The 17,666-nt window shown below is 44.6% G+C and carries 17 protein-coding genes and 1 pseudogene; 4 read left to right on the forward strand and 14 right to left on the reverse strand.

Going from position 1 to position 17,666, the window contains the following annotated elements; all coding sequences use genetic code 11:
* Positions 1-269 precede the first annotated feature (269 nt).
* On the forward strand, positions 270-1,547 hold the full coding sequence (serS, locus tag J1C77_RS09690; RefSeq protein WP_002923319.1) for a serine--tRNA ligase: 1,278 nt from the start codon (positions 270-272) through the stop codon (positions 1,545-1,547).
* A 142-nt stretch (positions 1,548-1,689) separates the two neighbouring features.
* Here serS and tnpA read toward each other — a convergent pair.
* The 6 genes and pseudogenes from tnpA to uvrA all read right to left on the reverse strand — a co-directional run bounded on the left by tnpA (position 1,690) and on the right by uvrA (position 7,816).
* Positions 1,690-2,095: pseudogene (gene tnpA, locus J1C77_RS09695) on the reverse strand (IS200/IS605 family transposase).
* A gap of 221 nt (positions 2,096-2,316) precedes the next feature.
* Complete coding sequence (nusB, locus tag J1C77_RS09700) at positions 2,317-2,748, reverse strand: transcription antitermination factor NusB (RefSeq protein ID WP_002923315.1); 432 nt, start codon at positions 2,746-2,748, stop codon at positions 2,317-2,319.
* Positions 2,741-3,130, reverse strand: coding sequence for an Asp23/Gls24 family envelope stress response protein (locus tag J1C77_RS09705; RefSeq protein WP_002896484.1), 390 nt, complete (start codon positions 3,128-3,130; stop codon positions 2,741-2,743). The genes nusB and J1C77_RS09705 overlap by 8 nt, the downstream gene beginning before the upstream one ends.
* Positions 3,131-3,149: 19 nt before the next feature.
* Positions 3,150-3,710 (reverse strand): elongation factor P, encoded by a 561-nt coding sequence (efp, locus tag J1C77_RS09710; protein WP_002910568.1) that lies wholly within the window; start codon positions 3,708-3,710, stop codon positions 3,150-3,152.
* A 61-nt stretch (positions 3,711-3,771) separates the two neighbouring features.
* Positions 3,772-4,833: a M24 family metallopeptidase gene (locus J1C77_RS09715; protein WP_002923313.1), complete on the reverse strand. Its 1,062-nt coding sequence runs from the start codon at positions 4,831-4,833 to the stop codon at positions 3,772-3,774.
* A 151-nt stretch (positions 4,834-4,984) separates the two neighbouring features.
* Positions 4,985-7,816, reverse strand: coding sequence for an excinuclease ABC subunit UvrA (gene uvrA, locus J1C77_RS09720; protein WP_002923312.1), 2,832 nt, complete (start codon positions 7,814-7,816; stop codon positions 4,985-4,987).
* 128 nt (positions 7,817-7,944) lie between these two features.
* On the opposite strand from uvrA, the gene J1C77_RS09725 reads away from it, so the two are divergent.
* A complete protein-coding gene (locus J1C77_RS09725; protein WP_002898284.1) occupies positions 7,945-8,889 on the forward strand; it encodes a magnesium transporter CorA family protein in 945 nt (314 codons plus the stop codon).
* Positions 8,890-8,907: 18 nt separating this feature from the next.
* Positions 8,908-9,582: a DUF1129 domain-containing protein gene (locus J1C77_RS09730; protein ID WP_002919618.1), complete on the forward strand. Its 675-nt coding sequence runs from the start codon at positions 8,908-8,910 to the stop codon at positions 9,580-9,582.
* Positions 9,583-9,599: 17 nt separating this feature from the next.
* Here the strand turns inward: J1C77_RS09730 and J1C77_RS09735 are convergent, their stop codons facing one another.
* The 8 genes from J1C77_RS09735 to hutI form a co-directional block, all read right to left on the reverse strand.
* A complete protein-coding gene (locus J1C77_RS09735) occupies positions 9,600-9,809 on the reverse strand; it encodes a DUF1648 domain-containing protein (RefSeq protein WP_002923311.1) in 210 nt (69 codons plus the stop codon).
* Positions 9,809-11,416 carry a hypothetical protein gene (locus J1C77_RS09740; RefSeq protein ID WP_002923310.1) on the reverse strand — a complete coding sequence of 536 codons (1,608 nt, stop codon included), beginning with the start codon at positions 11,414-11,416 and terminating at the stop codon, positions 9,809-9,811. The genes J1C77_RS09735 and J1C77_RS09740 overlap by 1 nt, the downstream gene beginning before the upstream one ends.
* The gene (locus J1C77_RS09745; protein WP_002923309.1) at positions 11,343-12,056 is read right to left on the reverse strand and encodes an ABC transporter ATP-binding protein; all 714 of its coding nucleotides are present in this window, start codon (positions 12,054-12,056) and stop codon (positions 11,343-11,345) included. The genes J1C77_RS09740 and J1C77_RS09745 overlap by 74 nt, the downstream gene beginning before the upstream one ends.
* A gap of 141 nt (positions 12,057-12,197) precedes the next feature.
* The gene (locus J1C77_RS09750) at positions 12,198-12,854 is read right to left on the reverse strand and encodes a TetR/AcrR family transcriptional regulator (protein WP_002923308.1); all 657 of its coding nucleotides are present in this window, start codon (positions 12,852-12,854) and stop codon (positions 12,198-12,200) included.
* Between the two features lie 53 nt (positions 12,855-12,907).
* Positions 12,908-13,147 (reverse strand): 30S ribosomal protein S18, encoded by a 240-nt coding sequence (gene rpsR / locus J1C77_RS09755; RefSeq protein ID WP_000068664.1) that lies wholly within the window; start codon positions 13,145-13,147, stop codon positions 12,908-12,910.
* 36 nt (positions 13,148-13,183) lie between these two features.
* Positions 13,184-13,678: a single-stranded DNA-binding protein gene (locus J1C77_RS09760; protein WP_002923303.1), complete on the reverse strand. Its 495-nt coding sequence runs from the start codon at positions 13,676-13,678 to the stop codon at positions 13,184-13,186.
* A gap of 11 nt (positions 13,679-13,689) precedes the next feature.
* Positions 13,690-13,980, reverse strand: a complete 291-nt coding sequence (rpsF, locus tag J1C77_RS09765; protein ID WP_002898297.1) for a 30S ribosomal protein S6 — start codon at positions 13,978-13,980, stop codon at positions 13,690-13,692.
* 178 nt (positions 13,981-14,158) lie between these two features.
* A complete protein-coding gene (hutI, locus tag J1C77_RS09770) occupies positions 14,159-15,424 on the reverse strand; it encodes an imidazolonepropionase (protein WP_002923301.1) in 1,266 nt (421 codons plus the stop codon).
* A 199-nt stretch (positions 15,425-15,623) separates the two neighbouring features.
* Here hutI and J1C77_RS09775 point away from each other — a divergent pair, with 199 nt between their 5' ends.
* A complete protein-coding gene (locus J1C77_RS09775) occupies positions 15,624-17,654 on the forward strand; it encodes a urocanate hydratase (protein WP_002923295.1) in 2,031 nt (676 codons plus the stop codon).
* Positions 17,655-17,666: the final 12 nt, after the last annotated feature.

Here is a 17,666-nt window from a genome sequence, read left to right on the forward strand (position 1 = left end):
AACACAGTTATCTTTTTCTGTCAAGATTTTTCCTATCCTAGGATTTACATTTTCCGGAAAATCCTGTATAATAGTCGAAACGGATAAGTACTATTGGACACTTTTCAGAAAGTCTGCGGCGGCTGTGAGCAGATAAGGAGAAAATAGGAAATTCTACCGTTAGTTTAAAAATGAATAATTAAGCAAGTGCACTTTTGTGAAGTTGGATGGAACCGCGGCTATGCCGCTCCAACAGTTTCATAAAGTGCTTTTTATTTTTGGAGGTACCTATGTTAGATTTAAAACGTATCCGCACTGACTTTGATACTGTCGCTGAAAAATTAGCTACGCGAGGTGTTGACACTGCTACCCTCAACCAAATGAAAACCATTGATAAAGAACGTCGGGATTTATTGGTCAAGGTCGAAGAACTCAAGGCAGAGCGCAATACCGTTTCTGCTGAAATTGCTCAAGCTAAACGCAACAAAGAAAATGCAGATGACAAGATTGCTGCCATGCAAAAACTCTCTGCTGAAGTCAAGAACTTAGACGCAACCTTGGCTGAGCTGGATACTAAGTTGACTGAATTCACCACCACTCTGCCTAATATCCCGCACGAAAGTGTTCCTGTGGGAGCAGATGAGGACGAAAACATTGAAGTTCGTCGCTGGGGGACACCGCGCCAATTTGACTTTGAAGCTAAAGCTCACTGGGATTTGGGTGAAGATTTGGACATCCTAGACTGGGAACGTGGGGCAAAAGTTACTGGTGCTCGCTTCCTCTTCTATAAGGGCTTGGGAGCAAGACTTGAGCGTGCTATCTACAACTTCATGCTGGATGAGCATGGCAAAGAAGGCTACACCGAAGTCATCACTCCTTATATGGTAAACCACAATTCCATGTTTGGGACTGGGCAGTATCCTAAGTTCAAAGAAGATACGTTTGAACTAAGCGATACTAACTTCGTTCTGATTCCGACTGCTGAAGTTCCACTGACTAACTACTATCGAGACGAGATTCTTGACGGAAAAGAATTGCCAATCTACTTCACAGCTATGAGTCCATCATTCCGCTCTGAAGCTGGCTCTGCTGGTCGTGACACGCGCGGTCTCATCCGTCTGCACCAGTTCCACAAGGTTGAAATGGTGAAATTTGCCAAGCCAGAAGAATCTTATGAAGAGCTGGAAAAGATGACTGCCAACGCAGAAAACATCCTGCAAAAGCTGAATCTGCCTTACCGTGTTGTAGCACTATGTACTGGAGATATGGGCTTCTCTGCTGCTAAGACCTACGACTTGGAAGTTTGGATTCCTGCTCAGAACACCTACCGTGAAATCTCTAGTTGCTCTAACACAGAAGATTTCCAAGCTCGTCGAGCTCAAATCCGCTACCGTGACGAAGCAGATGGTAAGGTCAAACTCCTTCATACTCTCAACGGTTCTGGACTGGCCGTCGGACGTACAGTAGCAGCTATCTTAGAAAATTACCAAAACGAAGATGGCTCTGTAACTATCCCAGAAGTTCTACGTCCGTACATGGGTGGATTAGAAGTTATAGCGCCAAGATAATTCACCTCGTCTAACAGACAGTTTGTACCAGAGATATAAGTCTAGCTCATATCAAAAGCCAGCGCCAAAAGACGCTGGCTTTTACTTTGTTCAAGCTTCATTGCTCTTGACTCGTCACAAGCCTCTCAAAGAGGCGTTTGCATTACTTACCACTATCTCTACTTAGATATTCACCTTCTTTCAAACTTAATCCATCCATCGCTATATTATGCTTTTCCTGCTCTTGTATATCTTTCTTGATTGTGGCTTCGTTGAGTTCAACTATACTCACGTAATAGCTTTCTGCTCAGAAATACCTTTTCTCAAATTTATACTTAGGATTGGCATGTTTACAAAACATCGCAAGAGCACTTTTACCTTTCAAGTAACCCATAAAATTTAAAACACCTATTTTTGATGGGATACTTATTAACATATATACATAATCCGGAATAAACTACCCTTCTATAATTTCAACATCCTTATAAACACATAATATTCCACCTAAACTACTTTGATATTGATTTTCAATCTATACTTAAGTGTAAACACAATGCGATAGAACACATCCACTTTATATGTGATAAACAATATACTTTTTGCGCTTTTTTCTCCTTTCACTTTACAATTGGCTTGAACACCTTTATTGTATCGCGTTTGGAGTTTTTTTGGGTATAACCTTCGATGCGCTACCGAATAGTGGGTGATTTATTTGTCTTGCACCTAACGAAGCGAGACAGACTGAAAGTCAATAATCAAAAAAGCCAAGACACTTATCTCGACCTTCATTTTATTCAACGATAAATTGACTCAAAATCCCATTAATGAACTTACTGGACTTTTCGTCAGAGAATTGCTTGGAAAGCTCAATGGCTTCGTTGACTGCTACCAACTGTGGGGTGTCAAACTCTGTAATCTCAAAGATACCCAGACGCAGGATATTTTTCTCTACCAGCGTCAGACGATCCACTGTCCAGCCCTTTTTGAGGTGCTGAGCAATTTTCTTGTCCAAGTCGTCCTTGGACTGGACCACACCAGATACCAGATTGAGCAGGAAGGCTGGAATATCAGCTTCCACCGCTTTGTCTGCCTCTTCATCCTTATCATAAGAATAGGCAAAGCGGCAAGCTTCTACAAGATCCCCTTCATACTCTAGGCTCATCAGGGCCTGAAAAGCCCGCTGGCGCAAACCTCTTCTGGATTCCAACAGTATATCAGTCATTGAGGAAGTCCTCATCAAATAGATCTTTCAAATCTGGCTTCGGTGCCTTTTCTGGAACAATGCCTGCCACATGGATATTGACAGCAGACAGCTCTACCTCAGCCATGTCAAAAACAGCACTTTTTACAGCCTTCTGGATTGCTACTGCAACAGTTGGAACGCTGACACCGTATTCCAAATACAGATAGATGTCTACAGTCACATCACCTGTCTCATCAGTATGGAGCGATACTCCGCGACCGAGTGAGCGCATAGAAAGACTGTCTGACATACTCTTATTTGCGAAGGAATAAACACCTTCTACCTTTGCCGTTGCAATGGCAATGATCTTTTCCAAAACACGTGGCGCAATGACGATTTCACCTAATTGTTCAGCTGCCATAGTTATTACCTCTTCTATATTATGCGCGAGAAACGTAAGTTCCTTCTGCAGTGTTGATGATTAATTTTTGTCCAACTTCGATGAAGTCTGGTACGTTGACAACAAGACCTGTCTCAAGTGTCGCTGGCTTACCAGATCCGGTAACAGTAGCTCCCTTGATAGATGGCTGAGTATCTGTCACGACCAATTCAACTGTTGTTGGTACTGTCACACCAATCACTTCTGTTCCGTAGAACTGGATTTTCACATCAGAGTTTTCAAGGATAAATTTCAATTCTTCTTCTACGTTGACTACTGGAATTTCATATTGATCGTAAGTCTCAGTATTCATGAAATAAGCAGTGTCATCCATTTTGTACAAGTATTGAGCTGGAACAGTTTCAATAATGGCTTGTTCAAATTTTTCTTCTGGACGGTAGCTGGTATCGAAGGTAGAGCCAGTACGAACATCGCGCAGTTTCATCCGCATAATCGTATTTCCCTTACCTGGCTTGTGGTGGCTCGCTTCCAAAACGCGGATGAGTTTTCCATCAGCTGTTTCGAAGGTCATTCCAGCTTTCAGCTTACTTGCTTCAATCATTCTATATTACCTCTTTTTAAAATTATATTTCTACTTATTCTATCATAAAGCCTGATAATTCTCAAATAACAATCAACTCTTTCGGCGCAAGAGTTAGGACTTCGCAGCCTGTTTCTGTGATGAGGAGATCGTCTTCGATGCGGACGCCGTATTTGCCGTCCAGATAAATACCCGGCTCATCCGTCAGGACCATGCCGGCTTCAATCGGCTCTTCTGACTTGCCAAAGTAAGGAATTTCATGGATATCCAGGCCGATACCGTGGCCAATCCCATGGCTAAAGTAAGGACCGTAGCCAGCATCGTTAATAATCTGGCGCGGAATCCGGTCAAAATCAATCCGGTTAAGACCAGCCTTAGCAGATTCTATCAGGGCTTGATTGCTACGCAGGACAATATCATAGATTTCCCGCTCTTCATCCGTCACCTCTCCCACATGAACAGTCCGCGTCATATCGCTGACATAGTGATTGTAGTAGCAACCAAAGTCCATGGTCAGGGTTTCCCCTTTTTGAATGACCTTGTCACTAGCCACACCATGCGGCATAGCAGAGCGGTAACCCGAAGCGATGATGAAGTCAAAAGAGGCACCTGAAGCACCTAGCTGGCGCATACGGGCATCTAAAAAGTTCATAACCGCCAGCTCTGTCGTCTCACCAGGCTTGATAAAATCCAGCACATCTAGGAAGGCCTGATCCGAAATCTGACAGGCCTTGCGAATGGTCGCGATTTCTTGCTCATCTTTAATCATGCGCAGATTTTCAATAAAGGCTGTCATGGGAACCAGCTCGTAGGCCGAGAAGACACTTTCCAGCATTTTGAAGTAGGCATAGGAAATCTCGTCATCAAAGCCGATTTTTTGCAGCTTGTCATCCGCAATAATCTTGACAATCTCCCCAATCGCGTCGCGCGTTTCGACAATATCAAAACCTTGGACTACTCCCTTGGCAATCAGCGTATAGCGTGCATCCGTCAGGAAAATCCGACGTGTTTTGCTGATGAAAACTGTCGCTTCTGTCCCGCTGAAACCAGTAAGATAGTAAATATTTTTCAGATTGGTTACTAAAACAGCGTCGCAGTCTGTCTGAGCCAATGCTGCTTCAAACTTTTCAACTCTTGATAACATGAGGCACCTCCGTGAAATAACTAAGCTTATTATATCAAAAAACCAGTCAAATAGGACATTTTTTAACAAGTCCTATCCAAGACTTAAATCTGACCAGCATTCTCTGACACGAAAAATCCCTGTTTTTAATATCTAACAGGGATTTGATGTATTATTTCACACGCAGCTTGCCTTTCAAGTACTGGCCGGTATAGCTGGCTGGATTAGCTGCGACTTCTTCCGGTGTCCCCGTCGCAATAATCGTACCGCCACCGACACCGCCTTCCGGTCCCAAATCAATGATATGGTCAGCTGTCTTGATAACATCCAAATTGTGCTCGATAACGAGGACTGTATTGCCATCGTCCACAAAGCGTGATAGCACTTGAAGGAGCTTGGCAATATCTTCAGAATGCAGACCCGTAGTCGGCTCATCCAAGATATAGAAGGACTTACCAGTCGAGCGCTTGTGAAGTTCGCTGGCCAGCTTCATCCGCTGAGCTTCACCACCTGACAAGGTCGTGGCTGGCTGCCCCAGAGTCACATAGCCTAACCCCACATCCTTGATCGTCTGGAGCTTGCGGGCAATCTTGGGAATATGCTGGAAAAATTCTACCGCATCATTGACCGTCATGTCCAGAACCTGAGCGATATTCTTCTCCTTGTAGTGAACTTCCAGAGTCTCACTATTATAGCGGGTGCCGTGGCAGACCTCGCAGGCCACATAGACGTCAGGCAGGAAGTGCATCTCAATCTTGATAATCCCATCACCCGAGCAGGCCTCACAGCGACCACCCTTGACGTTGAAACTGAAACGGCCCTTTTTATAGCCGCGAATCTTGGCTTCATTGGTCTTGGCAAACAGATCGCGAATATCGTCAAAGACTCCAGTATAAGTAGCTGGATTAGAGCGCGGTGTCCGGCCAATCGGACTTTGGTCAATATCAATCAGTCGATCCACATGCTCAATACCACTGATTTTCTTGAACTTACCTGGCTTAGCAGAATTACGGTTAAGTTTTTGGGCAATAGCCTTTTTAAGGATAGAGTTGACCAGCGTTGACTTACCGGATCCAGAAACTCCAGTCACAGCGATGAATTTGCCCAAGGGGAATCTAGCCGTGATATTCTGCAAGTTATTTTCCTGAGCACCAGTCACTTCGATAAAGCGGCCATTGCCTACACGGCGTTCCAATGGTACTGGGATCTCGCGCTTACCTGACAAGTATTGGCCAGTGATAGATTTCTTGCTCTTGGACACTTGTGCAGGAGTGCCGGCTGCGACGATTTCGCCGCCGAAAACACCGGCTCCTGGTCCCACATCAATCAGCCAGTCCGCCTCCCGCATGGTGTCCTCATCGTGCTCAACCACAATGAGGGTATTGCCCAGGTCACGCATCTTCTTGAGGCTGGCAATCAAGCGGTCATTGTCACGCTGGTGCAAGCCAATAGAGGGCTCATCCAGGATATAAAGGACGCCACTCAAGTTCGAGCCAATCTGGGTCGCCAAACGAATCCGCTGACTCTCACCTCCTGATAGAGTCCCAGCCGAGCGAGACAAGGTCAGGTAATTGAGGCCAACATTATTAAGGAAGGTCAGGCGGTCATGAATTTCTTTGAGAATAGGCCGCGCAATCGTAGCTTCATTGTCAGTCAAGCTAAGCTCGTCCAACTGAAGCAAATGATCAGCAATGGACAAGTCTGAAATCTCACCGATATGCAAGCCGTCTTCGCCGCCAACCTTGACAGACAAGGCCTGAGGGCTGAGTCGATAACCATGACAAGTCGCACAAGTCAGCTCATTCATATAAGCCCGCATCTGCGTCCGAGTAAAATCACTGTTGGTTTCATGGTAGCGCCGGTTAATATTGGTGACAACCCCCTCAAAAGGAATGTCAATATCGCGCACGCCACCAAATTCATTTTCATAGTGGAAATGAAACTCCCGCCCGTCAGAGCCAAAGAAAATCAGCTGCTTTTCTTCCTCAGTCATCTCCTCAAAAGGCTTGTCCATATCAATTCCAAAGGCTACCATGGCCTGTTCTAGCATCTGCGGATAGTAGTTGGAGGATATGGGATTCCAAGGTGCTAGCGCTCCTTCGCGTAAGGTCTTGCCAGCTTCTGGCACAACCACATCTAGATCCACCTCCAGCTTAACCCCCAGACCATCACAGTCCGGACAGGAGCCAAAAGGCGCATTGAAAGAGAAGAGTCGTGGCTCTAACTCCGGCACTGTAAAGCCACAGACTGGGCAGGCATAATGCTCAGAAAAGAGCAGCTCTTGACCGTCCATGGTATCAATCACCACATAGCCCTCAGCAATCCGCAGAGCAGCTTCGACCGAGTCAAAGAGGCGGCTGCGCACCCCTTCCTTGATAACAATTCTGTCTACCACAACCTCAATATCATGCTGCTTGCTCTTAGAAAGCTCTGGCACTTCCGTCACATCGTAAATATCGCCATCCACGCGCACACGGACATAACCGTCTTTCTGAATCTTGTCAAAAACGGTCTTATGCTGACCTTTTTTCTTGCGGATAACTGGCGCTAAAATCTGCAACCGCTGACGCTCCGGCAATTCCAAGACCTTGTCAACAATTTGTTCAACAGATGAAGCCGTAATAGCTCCATGACCGTTGATACAGTATGGCGCCCCAACACGAGCATAGAGCAGGCGCAGGTAATCATTGATTTCAGTGGCAGTTCCCACCGTTGAGCGCGGATTTTTACTAGTCGTCTTCTGGTCGATGGAAATAGCTGGACTGAGACCATCAATCGAGTCCACATCCGGCTTTTCCATATTGCCCAAAAACTGCCGAGCATAGGCCGACAGACTCTCCACATAGCGGCGCTGCCCTTCTGCATAGAGGGTGTCAAAAGCCAGACTAGACTTGCCTGAACCAGACAACCCCGTCACAACGACTAGCTTGTCCCGTGGAATTTCTACATCAATATTTTTTAAATTATGAGCTCGCGCTCCATGAATCACAATTTTATCTTGCATCTTGACCTCGTTTCACTTATAAACCTTCTCCATTATAACAAATTTTTCTGCAAACTTTTGCCCCAAAAGCCCGAATTTGTAGTATAATAGTACGGTATGCAAAAAACACTCTAGAAAGGAAAAAGATCATGAAGCAAGTCTTTTTATCTACTACGACAGAATTCAAAGAGATTGATTCGCTCGAATCAGGCACCTGGATCAATCTTGTCAACCCTTCCCAGAGTGAATCAATCGAAATTGCCAACGCCTTTGGCATTGACATCACTGACCTGCGAGCGCCGCTTGATGCGGAAGAAATGTCTCGGGTCACCATCGAGGATGAGTACACACTGATCATCGTTGACGTGCCCATCACAGAGGAGCGGAATAACCAGACTTACTATGTCACGATCCCCCTTGGTATTATCATCACGGAAGAAGCTATTATCACCACCTGTTTGGAAAAATTACCTCTGCTGGACATCTTCATTCACAGGCGCCTGCGCAACTTCTATACTTTTATGAAGTCACGTTTTATCTTTCAGATTCTCTACCACAATGCCGAACTATATCTGACAGCCCTGCGCTCCATTGACCGCAAGAGTGAGCAGATTGAAAGCCAACTGCACCAGTCCACGCGAAATGAAGAACTGATTGAGCTCATGGAGTTGGAAAAGACCATCGTCTATTTCAAGGCCTCTCTCAAAACAAATGAGCGCGTGATTAAGAAGCTGACCAGCTCTACCAGCAATATCAAGAAATATTTGGAAGACGAGGACTTGCTGGAAGACACCTTGATCGAGACCCAGCAGGCCATTGAGATGGCTGATATCTACGGCAACATCCTCCACAGTATGACTGAGACCTTCGCCTCTATCATTTCTAATAATCAGAACAATATCATGAAAGCCTTGGCTCTGGTGACCATTGTCATGTCTATCCCGACCATGATTTTCTCAGCCTATGGGATGAACTTCAAAAATAACGAACTGCCTCTCAACGGCGAACCACATGCCTTCTGGATTATCATGTTCATCGCCTTTGCCATGAGTGCTTCGGTTATGGCCTATCTCATGCACAAAAAACTATTTTAACCTTTAGAAAGAACGCCTATGTCACAAGTATCCCTCGACAAACTCAGCAAAAAAAACAAAGAATTTATCCATATCGCGACTAACCAACTCCTACAAGACGGCAAATCCGATCAGGAAATCCAGACCATCTTAGAAGGCATTCTGCCGGAAATCCTGGAAAATCAAACCAAGGGAATCACTGCCCGCGGCCTCTACGGAGCCCCAACTACTTGGGCAGCTTCTCTGACCGCAAAAGAGCGCTATGATGCCGAGCATCCAAAGGAAAATGACGATCCTAAATGGATGATGCTGGATTCTGTCCTCTTTATCTTTGGTTTCTTTACCCTCCTGACCTCTATCGTCAATCTGGCCTCCTCTCAGCCATCTGTCTATGGACTGACGACTCTCGTACTTGGAAGCATCGTCGGTGGCCTTTCTTTCTATGCCCTCTACCACTTTATCTACCGTTTCTACGGACCAGATAAGGACCGCAGCCAGCGCCCTAAACTGCTCAAGTCCATCCTTACCATGGCAGCAGCTATTCTCCTCTGGAGCATGTCCATCGTATTGACTAGTCTCCTGCCTGAGTTCCTCAACCCCCGCCTATCCAATATCGTAGTTGCTATCGTCGGCGCTATCACCCTAGCCCTGCGCTTCTATCTCAAAAAACGCTTCAACATCAAGAGCGCGACTATGGGGCCAACGAGATATTAATATCACACAAAAAGAGGTCACTGACCTCTTTTTGATTTGCTTCGGAAATATTTCCAATAAAGAGAGTAGGGAATGGGCAAACCGAGAATCAAGCAAAAGCGATTGACAACAATGTCCGTCTTTCCTGCGCTGTTAAAATGAATGGGAACCTGCTCTGGCAGCAGGCAGATAATCAAAAATATGATTACTGCTAAGATAAACAAAACGAATAAATCTTTCTTTTTCATTAGCCATGAACCTCCTTAAAATATCCTTGTTTCATTAAATGCCTATAAAGGACGGCTGCCAAAAGCAAAAGTCCAAGAGCTGAGATTCGCAGCGAAATCTCGAAGTCCATACCAAATAGTAAGGATAAGCAAAGAGGGAACACAAGAACCAAGATGCCAATTCCTCCAGACAAGATAGTCGAAAAACTTTGCTTAATAACAATCATTTCATTGTCCCAGATGAACTTAGGATAATGAAAATTGACCACAAGTCCCTGAAGAGCTGTAAATAGAGAATAAGCCAGTGAAACAAGGACCAAATCCACTACTTGCAAGCCTCCTAGCGAGAAACGCCAAACCAGAACAGGCAAGCCCAGCAGCAAGGCTGTGAAGTGTAAGGACACCGTCAAGGCCAGCTTTGCCATCATTATCTGCCTCATAGAAACCGGGAGTGTCTGAAGCAGCCAAATCTCTTCCCCCTCCAAGGAAATACTGACAGCTGCAGGATTGGAAATACTGAGACAGCCAGCCAGTAATAGGGGTAAAAATTCTCGGCTATCTCTGAGTCCAATCGAAGAAAAGAGGACATCAGGAGTCATAAAACAAAGCGAGATGGCTAAAACGATGATTAAAATGGTTCCCAGTCCACTATTGAGCATATAAAGATAGGAACTCATAAAATTCGAAATTTCTCTCCTATAAAGAGCCATAAAGGGAGACTTCTGCCGGCTTCTATAGACTTTGCTTTCTGACTTCACCCCTGTTATCATCTGATTTATTTTTAAATAATTTCTACTTAAATACCTTAGAAAAAGCCCTGTCAGCGCAAAAGATATAAGCATCAACAGAAGGCTAGCCCACAAAAAATGCTGAGGGTTAAAAAACAAGCTTGCCGGAGGATAGAGAGAAGTCAGCTGCTTGGTAAGCAAGAGACCAACATTTTCCGCTGACAGTCCAGCTCTCATAGCCCACAGACTGCCTGTTGCCAGCCCCAAAAGCAAGAGGAGAGAAAAAAGGAAGGCAACTAGATTTTTATTAGGGGCCTTTGAGGCTATGTAGGCAACGCACAAGCCAAGTAAAGATGCTAAACAGAGAGGTAAAAGAGGAACAAATCCCATTAAAAGCAGATAAAGAAGCAACTCCAACAAGGACGCACCATAACCAAACCAAACGAGGCCTGCTGGGAGCATGAGAAGGACGGCAAACACACTGTTCAAAAGATAAAGAAAAGCATATTTCTCATAGACGATTTCCCTAATACTGAGCGGCAATACAATGAGCCTGTCAAGTTCCTCTTGGTCAAACAAGATACCATTTGACTGCATCAGACTAAAAAAGAAAATAATAAAACTAACCAAGGCAATCATATAGACTGGAATCAAATTTGCCTGCCCCAACTTGACTAAACTCAAAGCCGTCAAAAGGTTATAGCCTGAAAATAGCAAAACAAGCAAGAAGAGCAGACACAGCTTAAAACACCTACTCAATCCTCCTTTCCTTAAATCATTAAGCGAAAATGTGCTGTATAATTGTACTTTTAAAAGCAAAAGAATATTAGTCATCTTCCTGTAACTCCATAAATAATTGTTCCAAACTGAATGCCCCCTTAACTTCAGAGGTCCTTCCATTAGCCACCAAACGTCCCTTTTGCAGAATTGCTACCTTATTGCAGAGTTCTTCCGCAACCTCTAAAACATGGGTAGAAAAGAAAATCGCATGCCCTTGACTGGCTAGGTCTCTCATGATCTGCTTAAAATAATAAGCACCTTTCGGATCTAAACCGACAAAAGGTTCATCTAAAATCAACAATTCTGGCTCATGCAAGAGGGCCGCTATTAGTGCCAATCGCTGCTTCATTCCATGTGAATAAGCTGATATCAATTGATTCAAAGACGTATCCAGCTCAAACATTTTAGAATACTTTTCTATAGCGGCTTGCCTCTTTTCCATAGAAATCCTATAAATGTCTGCTACAAAGTCCAAAAACTGCCTTGCTGTCAGATTTTTATAAAGGTCTGGGTTATCCGGCAGAAACGCCATCTTTTTCTTACAAAGCAAGGGCTCCTTCTTGATAGAGTGCCCACAGATATAAATCTCTCCTTTATCAAAATCATGAATCCCAACAATGGACTTAATAGTAGATGTTTTACCTGCTCCATTGGCGCCGATGAAGCCATAAATATCCCCAGGCTCCACTATCAGACTAAGATCATCCACTGCCTTTTTACCGTTGCTATATACTTTTGTTAAATGTTCTATTTTTAACATGAATTTCTCCTTTTATTTAAACTGACATCTTGTCAGTGTTAGCCTAAAATTTTTTAAATATCAGGATTAAAAGATTGAAGATTTAAACTGACATTTTGTCAGTTCTATTTCTAAATAAAAGGCAGAAAACTGCCGATTATTCTAAAAAATAGATTCTTCTAATCCTAAGCTTCTTTCTAGGATTGCCTGGAAGCTGGTGAGATAATACTGCAAAGTCTCTGGTTTTTCCTGACTCATCTTGATATCATTGGACACAAAGACGTAGGCAGTCATGAGAAAAGAAGCCGTCTCATGCGGATACTTTAAATGAAAATCTCCAGATTTCTGTCCTTCCTCCAAGATATGAGTGAAGAAAACAATCATCCGTTCACAGAGTCTATGATAAAAGCGATCCAAGACATAACGATTCGTTTCTAAATTGACGGTTTCCTGCAAGACTTGATTTTCCTGTGTTCTGCTTTCCTCTGGGATAAGGGTCGCCTCAATAAAGGCTCTGATTTTTTCCTTGGCTCCGACATTTGGCTGATAGCTGATTTTTTCTAACTTTCTCAGCAAGGGTTCAGAGTTCTTTTCAATCAGACAATAGAGAATATCTTCCTTATCCTTAAAATGATAATAAAGCAGACCTCGAGAAATTCCAAGCTTATCAATAATGTCTTGAGTCCTTGTCTTTAGATAGCCTTTTTGGGCAAAGAGCTGTAAGGCTGCAGACATAATCTCTGCCCGCCGTACCTCTACTTCCTTGACATCACGCATGATTTCTGCCTCCTTGTGGTCAGTATAGCACTCCACTGACATTTTGTCAATTATAAAATAAAAAAACAGCAAGCTAGAGCCTGCTGTTAATCTAATTAGTCTTCATTTACGAAAGGCATCAAAGCCATTACGCGAGCGCGTTTGATAGCTGTTGTTACTTTACGTTGGTTTTTAGCTGAAGTTCCTGTTACACGACGAGGAAGGATTTTCCCACGTTCTGAAACGAAACGGCTAAGAAGCTCAGTATCTTTGTAATCAACATATTCAATTTTGTTCGCTGCGATGTAATCAACTTTTTTACGGCGTTTGAATCCGCCACGACGTTGTTGAGCCATGTGTTTTCTCCTTTATATTATAGTTAGATTCGGTCCTTAGAAAGGTAGATCGTCGTCTGAGATATCCATCGGGTTAGAATTGCCAAATGGGCTCTCATCACGAGAAAAGTTCGGTACTTGGTTAGACGAGTCTGCACTGCCATAACTTGGAGCAGAACTGCCGCCAAAGCTGTTTCCACCGTAACCGCCAGATGCCTGACCTTCACGATTAGAGCGGCTTTCCAAGAGCTGAAAATTGTCCGCAACAACTTCTGTGACATAGACACGCTGGCCTTGCTGATTCTCGTAGTTACGCGTTTGAATACGGCCTGTAATTCCGATCAGGGCTCCTTTTTTAGCCCAGTTTGCAAGATTTTCTGCCTGCTGGCGCCAGATGACAACATTAATAAAGTCCGCTTCTCGCTCGCCACTTTGATTTTTAAAGTTGCGATTGACAGCCAGAGTAAATGTTGCGACCGCTTGGTTCTGCGGAGTATAGCGAAGCTCGGCATCACGGGTCATGCGACCCACCAGTACAACGTTATTAATCATAGTCTACCTTCTTAAGCGTCAAGTTTGACGATCATGTGACGAAGAATGTCAGCGTTGATTTTTGAAAGACGGTCAAACTCTTTAAGAGCTGCATCGTCGTTTGCTTCAACGTTAACGATGTGGTAAAGTCCTTCACGGAAATCTTGGATTTCGTATGCAAGACGACGTTTTTCCCAGTCTTTTGATTCAACAATAGTTGCACCATTGTCAGTCAAGATAGAGTCAAAGCGTGCTACCAAAGCGTTTTTAGCTTCTTCTTCAATGTTTGGACGAATAATATAAAGAATTTCGTATTTAGCCATTGATTTTTCCTCCTTTTGGTCTAATGACCCCAAGACTTTGCAAGGGGTAAGTGAGGTTTGCTCACAAATAACTATTATAGCAGACTTGCGGCAGAATGGCAAGGGAAAGTTTTGATATAACGAAAACTCTCCCTGTCACCAGAGAGAGTCCGAAAAATACGATTCGTTTTTAGAGAGGCTAGACAATTCTACCTTGATCGACGACCAGTTTTCCAGCCTTGTAGACCTGATAGGTCAGGTTAGTCGCAAAGAAATAAAGTGGATAATCAATATTCTTAGCGTCTAGGATGGTAATGTCAGCCTGCTTGCCAGTATCAAAGCTGCCAATCTTATCTTGACGGTTAACTGAATAGGCCGCATTGATGGTTACAGCGTTGAGAACTTCTACTGGCGTCAGGCGCATCATAAAGCAGCCCAGCTGCATAACGAACTGCAGGTTAGCTGTTGGACAAGAGCCTGGATTGCTGTCGGTAGTCAGAGTGATAGCCATACCAGCTTCCAGCATCTTGCGGGCTGGTGCATAGGTATCTTCCATCAGACTGAAAGTAGTCGCTGGCAGGAGATTGCCAATAACCTTGGCTTCTGCCATCTTGCGAATGCCTTCGTCTGTCGCCATCATCAAATGTTCTGCACTAGTTGCTCCTAGCTCAGCTGCTACATCTACTCCACCGATAGACTCGATTTCATCAGCATGGATACGAAGCTTGAAGCCCATTTCCTTAGCCTTAGAAAGCAAGTAGCGTGACTCGTCAGCTGTAAAGACACCTTTTTCACAGAAAATATCACAGAACTCAGCTAGATTTTCTGCCTTTACCCGAGGCAACATTTCCTCAACGATGAGCTCCAGATATTCCTGAGAGCGTCCCTTGTATTCTGGTGGAACGGCGTGGGCAGCCATAAAGGTAGAAACGAGATCAATCTCGTGGTCACGGTCCAGAGCCCCAACGACATCTAGCTGGCGCTTCTCTGTTTCCCAGTCCAGACCATAGCCACTCTTGGCCTCGACAGTCGTCACCCCATGCAGTAGCATGTAGTCCAGCAGTCTCCTAGACTTATCGTAGAGAGTATCAAAAGAAGCTTCTCGCGTCGCCCGGACTGTACTGAGAATACCACCGCCTTGGGCAAGAATTTCCAGATAAGGGACCCCGGCTAATTTCTTAGCAAATTCATGCTCCCGGCTGCCGCCGTAGACCAAGTGAGTGTGACAGTCGATCAAGCCAGGTGTAGCAATCTTGCCCTCATAAGACTGAATCTTAGTATCAGGTCCAACCAGACTGGCATCCGGCTCTCCTCTGCCAACTGCTAGGATTTTGCCGTCTTTGACTGCAATGTAGCCGTCTTCCAAAACCTGAGCTTCCTTCATCTCCTCGCCAAAAAGGGGATGTCCGAGGTCCTTGGGACAGAAGACTTGATTAAAGTGAGTTAATAGTAAATCAGCAGTCATGCTTGTTCCTCCATTTCATTTTCCGACATATTTGCTTTTCATCATAATACACTATCGTCAAATTATAGTCAAAAGCTTGTAAAAGATAGGAGCCCCACTTTTTTTACTGTTTTTGTCATTTTCTTGACTCTTTATGGACGGGAATCTTATAGAATGTAGGAGAAAGATATTTTACACTTGACTAAAAGGAGGATTTTTCATGTCATACTTTAGCGAAAATGAAATTGCAGCAGCAATGACCGTCAAATTAGACGATGTACTGCCTGAAAAAACAGTTTTCCAAGAAGGCATCCGTCGAGCACCTGACCGGGGCTTCCGTTTGACTCAAGCTCAAACCGAAATTGCTCTTAAAAATGCCCTTCGCTATATTCCAAAGAGATTCCATGAGGAAGTGATTCCAGAATTTCTGGAAGAACTGAAAACTCGCGGACGGATTTATGGCTACCGCTGGCGTCCAAAAGAACGCATCTACGGCAAACCAATTGACGAGTACAAAGGGAACTGTACTGCAGCCAAGGCTATGCAGGTCATGATTGACAACAACCTGAGCTTTGAAATCGCCCTTTATCCTTATGAATTGGTTACCTACGGAGAAACTGGATCTGTCTGCGCTAACTGGATGCAGTACAACCTGATCAAGAAATACTTGGAAATCATGACCGACCATCAAACCTTGGTCGTGGAATCTGGCCACCCGCTCGGACTCTTCAAATCCAAACCAGAAGCACCTCGCGTTATCATCACCAATGGCCTCTTGGTCGGTGAGTACGACAACATGAAGGACTGGGAAATTGCAGAAGAAATGGGCGTGACCAACTATGGTCAAATGACAGCCGGCGGCTGGATGTACATCGGCCCTCAAGGTATTGTCCATGGTACTTTCAACACCCTCCTCAATGCTGGACGTTTGAAACTGGGTGTGGCAGATGATGGTGATCTAACCGGCAAGCTCTTCATCTCTTCTGGTCTAGGTGGTATGAGTGGAGCTCAAGGGAAAGCAGCCGAAATTGCTAAAGCTGTGGCAATCGTAGCTGAAGTAGACCAATCTCGGATTGAAACTCGTCACTCCCAAGGCTGGATTAGCCAATTGGCTGAAAGTCCGAAAGAAGCTATCGACTTGGCTCAAAAAGCTCTGGAAGCTGGCGAATCAACTTCTATTGCCTATCACGGTAACATTGTAGATCTCTTGGAATATGTCAACGAGAATAACATCCATGTTGATTTGCTGTCTGACCAAACTTCTTGCCACAATGTTTACGACGGCGGCTACTGTCCAGCTGGTATCAGCTTTGAAGAGCGGACTCGCCTCCTGGCTGAAGACAAGGAAACCTTTGCTAAGTTGGTTGACCAAACCTTGGAACGTCACTTCAAGGCAATCAAGACCCTGACTAGCAATGGTACCTACTTCTTTGACTATGGTAATGCCTTTATGAAGGCCGTCTATGACTCTGGTATTAAGGAAATTTCTAAGAACGGCTTTGACGACAAAGACGGCTTCATCTGGCCATCTTATGTAGAAGATATCATGGGCCCAATGCTCTTTGACTATGGTTATGGCCCTTTCCGTTGGGTATGTCTGAGCGGTAAGCACGAAGACTTGGTAGCTACAGACCATGCAGCTATGGAAGTAATCGACCCTAACCGCCGCTACCAAGACCGCGACAACTACAACTGGATTCGCGATGCAGAAAAGAACCAGTTGGTTGTTGGAACTCAAGCTCGGATTCTCTACCAAGACTGTATGGGTCGTGTCAATATCGCCCTCAAGTTCAATGAATTAGTACGTGAAGGCAAGATTGGTCCTGTCATGATTGGTCGTGACCACCACGACGTATCTGGTACTGACTCTCCATTCCGTGAAACTTCTAATATTAAAGATGGATCTAACATTACTTGCGACATGGCCGTGCAATGTTACGCTGGTAATGCAGCTCGCGGTATGAGTCTGGTAGCTCTCCACAACGGTGGCGGAACTGGTATCGGTAAAGCAATCAACGGTGGCTTTGGCTTGGTACTGGACGGTAGCGAACGCATTGATGAAATCATCAAATCTGCTATCGCCTGGGATACAATCGGAGGAGTCGCTCGTCGTAACTGGGCACGTAATGAGCATGCCATCGAAACTGCTATCGAGTACAACCGCCTCCACCAAGGAACAGACCACATTACCATTCCATACTTAACTGACGAAGATTTGGTCAAAGAATCTGTTAAGAAATTGTTCGAATAGGAAAAACTTGTC

Origin of the sequence: Streptococcus sanguinis, assembly GCF_050223295.1 — a bacterium.
GTDB classification, from domain to species: domain Bacteria; phylum Bacillota; class Bacilli; order Lactobacillales; family Streptococcaceae; genus Streptococcus; species Streptococcus sanguinis_X.